Origin of the sequence: Bradyrhizobium viridifuturi (genome assembly GCF_001238275.1) — a bacterium.
Classification (GTDB): Bacteria; Pseudomonadota; Alphaproteobacteria; order Rhizobiales; family Xanthobacteraceae; genus Bradyrhizobium; species Bradyrhizobium viridifuturi.
Genome location: NZ_LGTB01000097.1, coordinates 1 through 6,240, shown reverse-complemented (window position 1 = coordinate 6,240; position 6,240 = coordinate 1). Strand labels below are relative to the sequence as shown.

The 6,240-nt window shown below is 64.7% G+C and carries 8 protein-coding genes; 7 read left to right on the top strand and 1 reads right to left on the bottom strand.

The features are described from left to right. From ALC15_RS40630 to ALC15_RS40615, 4 genes are all read left to right on the top strand, one after another. Positions 1–307: chemotaxis protein CheW (locus ALC15_RS40630; RefSeq protein WP_200914753.1), on the top strand; the 307-nt coding region annotated here is incomplete at its 5' end. A gap of 43 nt (positions 308–350) precedes the next feature. Beyond that, positions 351–740 carry a response regulator gene (locus ALC15_RS40625; protein ID WP_050632112.1) on the top strand — a complete coding sequence of 130 codons (390 nt, stop codon included), beginning with the start codon at positions 351–353 and terminating at the stop codon, positions 738–740. 35 nt (positions 741–775) lie between these two features. Next, complete coding sequence (locus tag ALC15_RS40620; RefSeq protein WP_050632111.1) at positions 776–1,633, top strand: CheR family methyltransferase; 858 nt, start codon at positions 776–778, stop codon at positions 1,631–1,633. Positions 1,634–1,636: 3 nt separating this feature from the next. After that, the gene (locus ALC15_RS40615) at positions 1,637–1,954 is read left to right on the top strand and encodes a hypothetical protein (RefSeq protein ID WP_050404430.1); all 318 of its coding nucleotides are present in this window, start codon (positions 1,637–1,639) and stop codon (positions 1,952–1,954) included. A 164-nt stretch (positions 1,955–2,118) separates the two neighbouring features. Here ALC15_RS40615 and ALC15_RS40610 read toward each other — a convergent pair whose 3' ends face one another. Continuing rightward, positions 2,119–2,427, bottom strand: coding sequence for a hypothetical protein (locus ALC15_RS40610; RefSeq protein WP_050632110.1), 309 nt, complete (start codon positions 2,425–2,427; stop codon positions 2,119–2,121). A 153-nt stretch (positions 2,428–2,580) separates the two neighbouring features. Here ALC15_RS40610 and ALC15_RS40605 point away from each other — a divergent pair, with 153 nt between their 5' ends. From ALC15_RS40605 to ALC15_RS40595, 3 genes are all read left to right on the top strand, one after another. After that, positions 2,581–3,213, top strand: coding sequence for a response regulator transcription factor (locus ALC15_RS40605; protein ID WP_050632109.1), 633 nt, complete (start codon positions 2,581–2,583; stop codon positions 3,211–3,213). A 243-nt stretch (positions 3,214–3,456) separates the two neighbouring features. Continuing rightward, on the top strand, positions 3,457–5,196 hold the full coding sequence (gene araD / locus ALC15_RS40600) for an L-arabinonate dehydratase (protein ID WP_050632108.1): 1,740 nt from the start codon (positions 3,457–3,459) through the stop codon (positions 5,194–5,196). A 128-nt stretch (positions 5,197–5,324) separates the two neighbouring features. Further along, a complete protein-coding gene (locus ALC15_RS40595) occupies positions 5,325–6,044 on the top strand; it encodes a ribonuclease activity regulator RraA (protein WP_050632107.1) in 720 nt (239 codons plus the stop codon). The last annotated feature ends 196 nt before the right edge of the window (positions 6,045–6,240 follow it).

The following is a 6,240-nucleotide window of genomic DNA, read 5'->3' as shown; positions in this document are numbered from 1 at the left end:
TTTGCGCGGCCGCATCGTCACCGTGGTCGACATGCGCGCCCGGCTCGGGTTGCCGAAGGCCGACGACGGCAAGCTGCCGATGGCGGTCGGGGTCGACCAGCGCGGCGAATCCTACGGCCTGCTGATCGACCAGATCGGCGAGGTGCTGCGGCTGCCCGACGACAGCCGCGAGGACAACCCGGTCAATCTCGATCCCCGCATGGCCAAGCTCGCCGGCGGCGTCCACCGCCTCGACGGCCAGCTCATGGTCGTCCTCGATATCGATCGCGTGCTCGAACTGGTGCCCAGAACAGCTGCCGCAGCGTAACGCTCCGCCGCGGAGACGGCGGATTCTACAAGGAGGCCAACATATGAAGACATGTCTTGTCGTCGACGATTCCGGTGTGGTGCGAAAGATCGCGCGCCGTATCCTCGAAGGAATGGAGTTCACCGTCATCGAGGCCGAGGACGGCGCGGTCGCGCTCGAAGCCTGCAAACAGGCGATGCCGGACGCGGTGCTGCTCGACTGGAATATGCCGGTCATGGACGGCTTCGAATTCCTCGTGCAACTCCGCCGCATGGCCGGCGGCGACGTGCCGAAAGTGGTGTTCTGCACCACCGAGAACGGCATCGACCACATCTCGCGCGCGCTGCATGCCGGCGCCAACGAATACATCATGAAGCCGTTCGACAAGGACATCGTGATCGCGAAATTCCAGGAAGTGGGCCTGCTGGCGCTCGATACGCCGGCCGAAGTCTGACACCCTGTTTCACCCTTTGCCTTTGCGAGGCTCCCGTGACGCCCCCCGACTATGAGTATCTGCGTAAGCTCCTGAAGGACCATTCCGGTCTCGATCTGTCCGCGGACAAGCAATATCTGATCGAGAGCCGCTTGCTGCCGCTGGCGCGCAAATGCGGCCTGTCCGGCATCCCCGACCTGATCGCCAAGATCAAGGCCGGCTCGTCGACGCACACCGTCCAGGTGGTCGAAGCCATGACCACCAATGAAACCTTCTTCTTCCGCGACAAGGTGCCGTTCGACCATTTCCGCGACACCATCATGCCCGAGGTCCTGAAGGCGCGGGCCGCGCGCCGCAGCGTCCGGATCTGGTGCGCCGCCGGCTCCACCGGCCAGGAGCCCTATTCGCTGGCGATGTGCCTCAAGGAAATGGGCGCGGCGCTCGCGGGATGGCGGGTCGAGATCGTTGCGACCGATCTGTCGCAGGAGGTGCTGGAGAAGTCGAAGGCCGGCATCTACAGCCAGTTCGAAGTGCAGCGCGGGCTGCCGATCCAGATGCTGGTGAAGTATTTCAAGCAGACGGGCGAGTTCTGGCAGATCAATCCCGAGTTGCGCGCGATGGTGCAGCACCGTCAGCTCAACCTGCTGCACGATTTCTCCCAGCTCGGCGCGTTCGATGTGGTGTTCTGCCGTAACGTGCTGATCTATTTCGATCAGGACACCAAGATCAACATCTTCAACCGTCTCGCCCGGTTGATGGAGGCCGACGGCTTCCTGGTGCTCGGCGCCGCCGAGACCGTGGTCGGCCTGACCGACACGTTCAAGCCGCTTCCCGAGCGACGTGGCCTGTACCGGCCGAGCGGCGTGCGTGCGGCGCTGGCGATGCCGCGGCCTGCCATGGCGGTCGGATACTGAGCGATGACGGAGGACGGCAAATCCATCGAGCGAGTTACGTTCAGCCGGGGCGTCGATGTCTGCATCATGGCCATCGACGGCACCTGGCGGCGCGACTGCCAGCTCAATGCCATCTCCGACAATGACGCGGCGTTGACCGTCGAGGGTTCCATTCAGGGACTCAATCTGAAGGAGTTCTTCCTTTTGCTGTCGTCGACCGGGCTCGCCTATCGCCGCTGCGAACTGGTCCGCGTCAACGGCACCGAAATGGACATCAGCTTCCTGAAGGGCAAGCCGAGCAAGCGGCGCTCCGGCTCCGACGAAGAGCGGGCCAGGGCGTGACGCCAAAGGCTGTCAACGAGGCCTGACACCAAAGCCTGACCGGGCTGGGCGTGCCGCATCTGCTGGAAATCAGGAATTGGAACGGATCGTCGCCTCGAGGGTTGGGGCGTCGTCGGGACGAACCGCACTGACGTGTCGAACCCGGCGGGGGCCGGTCCTGCCGATCAGTTCAGCAAGCGCGCCGGTGCGTCTGAATCGCACAGCCGATCGAGCGCCCTGCCGAGGCCGGTGTCGCAAGCCTTCAGGGTCGTGGAGGCGACGGCGTAGCGTGGGGTGACGTCGTCAAGCACGACGATGTTGGCGGCAGCGTCCTGCTCGGCCAGAAATGCCTCGCGCGCGATCGCCGCCTCGATCAGCCGCAGGCTCGCCCGGACATGGCCGATCAGCGCGACCAGGTCCGCTACGATCAGGCTGTAGGGATCGCTACCTTCGTCCAAGCACACCGCAACGCCGTCCGCCGCTGCATTTTCCATGCATGTTTCTCCACTGCCCCTACTTTTAGGGAGCGCGGTGCTACTTGTGCGTTAAGCGGACGTCCCGTACAAATACGGGTCCATTGATCGAGATGGTCGAACTGGTTCTTGTGCAATCTGGGCAGCACGCTTCACCACTGATGGACGATGCATATGGTTGAGAATGGCGCTCCTCGCGGGGAAATCTTCGTAGTCGACGACGACCCCGCCGTTCGCGAGACGCTTTCCGTGGTCCTGTCGACCGCCGGTTACAAGGTGATCTGCTTTGCGGACGGTGCCGCGCTGCTCGCAGTGGCGCGCAGCAGGACGCCAGCCTGCATCCTGCTCGATGTGCACATTCCCGGCAAATCCGGCCTCGATATCCTGCGGGAGCTGCACGGCGAGGACTACCCGGCGCCGATCTTCATGATTTCCGGCCAGGGCGACATTCAGATGGCGGTCAGCGCCATCAAGAACGGAGCGCTCGATTTCATCGAGAAGCCGTTCCGCGGCAACGAGATCGTCAGCCGCCTGAATGAGGCGATCGACGCCTATACCAGGCGCCAGGCCGAGACCTCGGCGTCGCGCATCGCTTCGCTGCACTTCCCGGGGCGTGAGCCGCTGACCCGCCGCGAACGCGAGGTGCTCGAGCAATTCACGGCCGGCGCCTCCAACAAGGAGGCCGGGCGTCACCTCGGGATCAGCCCGCGGACGATCGAGGACCACCGCGCCAACATCATGAAGAAGCTCGGTGCGCGCAATGCCGCCGATCTCGTCCGCATCGTGATGACGGCGCAGCAGAAGTAAGCCGAGGCCGGTCAGGGCTGGCTTGCGCTCCGGTTTCCACTTCGCGGAGTTTGTGCACCGCACGCTCGGCCGCGATGCGGATCTGCACCAAGTTGTGAAGCAGGCGCGGGCGGCGAACGGCACGTCTGCGCCAGTCGCGGGACGACACGTCCGGAAATCCTGTATATCCGTGGCCCAGGGCATGCGCGCCGACGGCGCGCGAGCAATGTCGACACGCACGACCAAACACATGGCGCATCCAAGATGACCAAGAAGAACAAGACGCCGGATCAGTTGCGCAGCGCGCGCTGGTTCGCGCCCGACGATCTCAGAGCCTTCGGCCACCGCTCGCGCGCGATGCAGATGGGCTACGCGCCGGAGGAATGGCGCGACCGGCCGGTGATCGCGATCATCAACACCTGGTCGGATGCGCAGCCCTGCCACATGCACTTCAAGAGCCGGGTCGATGACGTCAAGCGTGGCGTGCTGATGGCCGGCGGCTTTCCGCTGGAGCTGCCGGCGCTGTCGCTGTCGGAATCGCTGCTGAAGCCGACCACGATGCTCTACCGCAACATGCTGGCGATGGATGCCGAGGAACTGCTGCGTGGCCATCCGGTCGATGGCGTGGTGCTGATGGGCGGCTGCGACAAGACGACGCCCGGGCTGCTGCTCGGGGCCACCAGCATGAATCTGCCGGCGATCTATCTGCCGGCCGGGCCGATGCTGCGCGGCAATTGGAAGGGCAGGACGCTGGGCTCCGGCTCGGACGCCTGGAAATACTGGGACGAGCGCCGCGCCGGAAAAATCTCCGACAAGGACTGGGTGGACATGGAGGCCGGCATCGCCCGCAGCTACGGCACCTGCATGACCATGGGCACGGCCTCGACGATGACAGCGATCGCGGAAGCGATCGGCATGACCTTGCCCGGCGCCTCGTCGATCCCCGCAGCCGATGCCAACCATATCCGCATGAGCTCGGAGGCCGGCCGCCGCATCGTCGAGATGGTGTGGGAGGATCTGACCCCGCAGAAGATCCAGAGCCGCAAAGCCTTCGAGAACGCCATCACGGTCGCGATGGCGATGGGCTGCTCGACCAACGCGATCATCCATCTGATCGCGCAGGCGCGCCGCGCCGGCCAGGACATCTCGCTCGATGATTTCGAGATCGCGAGCCGCAAGGTACCGGTCATCGCCAATGTGCGACCGAGCGGCGACCTCTATCTGATGGAGGATTTCTTCTACGCCGGCGGGCTGCCCGGCCTGATGAACCGCATCAAGCGGCATCTGCATCTCGACTGCTTGACGGTCACTGGCAGGACACTCGGCGAGAACATCGAGGGTGCCGAAGTTCACAACGACGACGTCATCCGCACCGTGGAAAACCCGATCTACAAGGAGGGCGCGCTGGCGGTGCTGAAGGGCAATCTCGCGCCGGACGGCTGCGTGATCAAGCCGAGTGCCTGCGATCCGCGCTTCCTCAAGCACACCGGGCCGGCGCTGGTGTTCGACGACTATCCGTCGATGAAGAAGGCGGTCGACGACCCCGATCTCGATGTCACCGCAGATCATGTGCTGATCCTGCGCAATGCCGGCCCGCAGGGCGGGCCGGGCATGCCGGAATGGGGTATGCTGCCGATCCCGACCAAGCTTGTGAAGCAGGGCGTGCGCGACATGGTGCGGCTGTCGGACGCGCGGATGAGCGGCACCAGCTATGGCGCCTGCATCCTGCACGTCTCGCCGGAATCCTTTATCGGCGGCCCGCTGGCGCTGGTCAGGAACGGCGACCGCATCACGCTCGACGTCGCCGCGCGGACCATCGATCTCGATGTGCCGGAGGCCGAGCTCGCCAAACGCCGCGCAGCGTGGAAGCAGCCCGAAAAGCGCTTCGAGCGCGGCTATGGCTGGATGTTCTCGAAACACATCAAGCAGGCCAATGAAGGCTGCGACTTCGATTTCCTCGAGACCGGTTTCGGCAAGCCGGTCGGGGAGCCGTCGATTTACTGACGCTGTCATTCCGGGGCGCGCGTAGTGCGAACCCAGAATCCATCGGGCCGCATGCGCTGTGGTGAAATGGATTCCGGGCCCAAGCCTTCGGCGCATCCCGGAATGACGAATGGAGAAAGCAACGCACCATGTCCAAACTCAGCGACACCACCCGCAACAAACTGAAATCCGTCTCCACCGCCACTGTCGCCACCGCGCTGTTCAAGCGCGGCTTGCGCATCCAGATGATCCAGGATGTGCATCCGCTCGGCCCGGATCAGCCGACCATGGTCGGTGAGGCGTTCACGTTGCGCTACATGCCGGCGCGCGAGGACCTCAATACGATCGAGGTGTTCCGCGATCGCGCGCATCCGCAGCGCAAGGCGATCGAGGATTGCCCGCCGGGCGCGGTGCTGGTCATGGACAGCCGCAAGGATGCGCGCGCGGCGTCGGCCGGCGCGATCCTGGTGACGCGGCTGATGAAGCGCGGCTGTGCCGGCGTCGTCACCGACGGCGGCTTCCGCGATTCCGCCGAGATCGCGCGGCTCGGCTTCCCGGCGTTTCACCATCGCCCGAGCGCGCCAACAAATCTGACGCTGCATCAGGCGATCGAGATCAATGTGCCGATCGGCTGCGGCGACGCGCCAGTGTTTCCGGGCGACGTGATCCTCGGCGACAGCGACGGCGTCATCGTGATCCCGGCGCATCTCGCCGACGAGATCGCAAACGAGACCTTCGAGATGACGGCGTTCGAGGATTTCGTCACCGAGCAGGTGCAGAACGGCCGCGGCATCTTTGGTCTTTACCCGGCGACGGATGAGCAGACGTTGAAGGATTTTGCGGTCTGGCGGAAGGCGAAGGGGCGGTAGGCGTCGCCGCCACACCCTCCGCTGTCGTCCCTGACAAGCGATCGCCATGCTTTCCGCCGTCGTCCCGGCGAAAGCCGGGACCCATAACCACAGGGCGGAGTTTGGCGAAGGCTGGCCGTGCCGCGGTACTGCGACCTCCCTGCTCGATGGATCACGCGGTATGGGTCCTGGCCTTCGCCAGGACGAGACGAGGAGA

Bases quoted from the DNA above. Each gene is read 5' to 3' on its own strand.
- ALC15_RS40605 (WP_050632109.1), top strand. From the start codon at position 2,581: ATGGTTGAGAATGGCGCTCCTCGCGGGGAAATCTTCGTAGTCGACGAC.
- ALC15_RS40625 (WP_050632112.1), top strand. From the start codon at position 351: ATGAAGACATGTCTTGTCGTCGACGATTCCGGTGTGGTGCGAAAGATC.
- ALC15_RS40595 (WP_050632107.1), top strand. From the start codon at position 5,325: ATGTCCAAACTCAGCGACACCACCCGCAACAAACTGAAATCCGTCTCC.
- araD (WP_050632108.1), top strand. From the start codon at position 3,457: ATGACCAAGAAGAACAAGACGCCGGATCAGTTGCGCAGCGCGCGCTGG.
- ALC15_RS40615 (WP_050404430.1), top strand. From the start codon at position 1,637: ATGACGGAGGACGGCAAATCCATCGAGCGAGTTACGTTCAGCCGGGGC.
- ALC15_RS40610 (WP_050632110.1), bottom strand. From the start codon at position 2,427: ATGGAAAATGCAGCGGCGGACGGCGTTGCGGTGTGCTTGGACGAAGGT.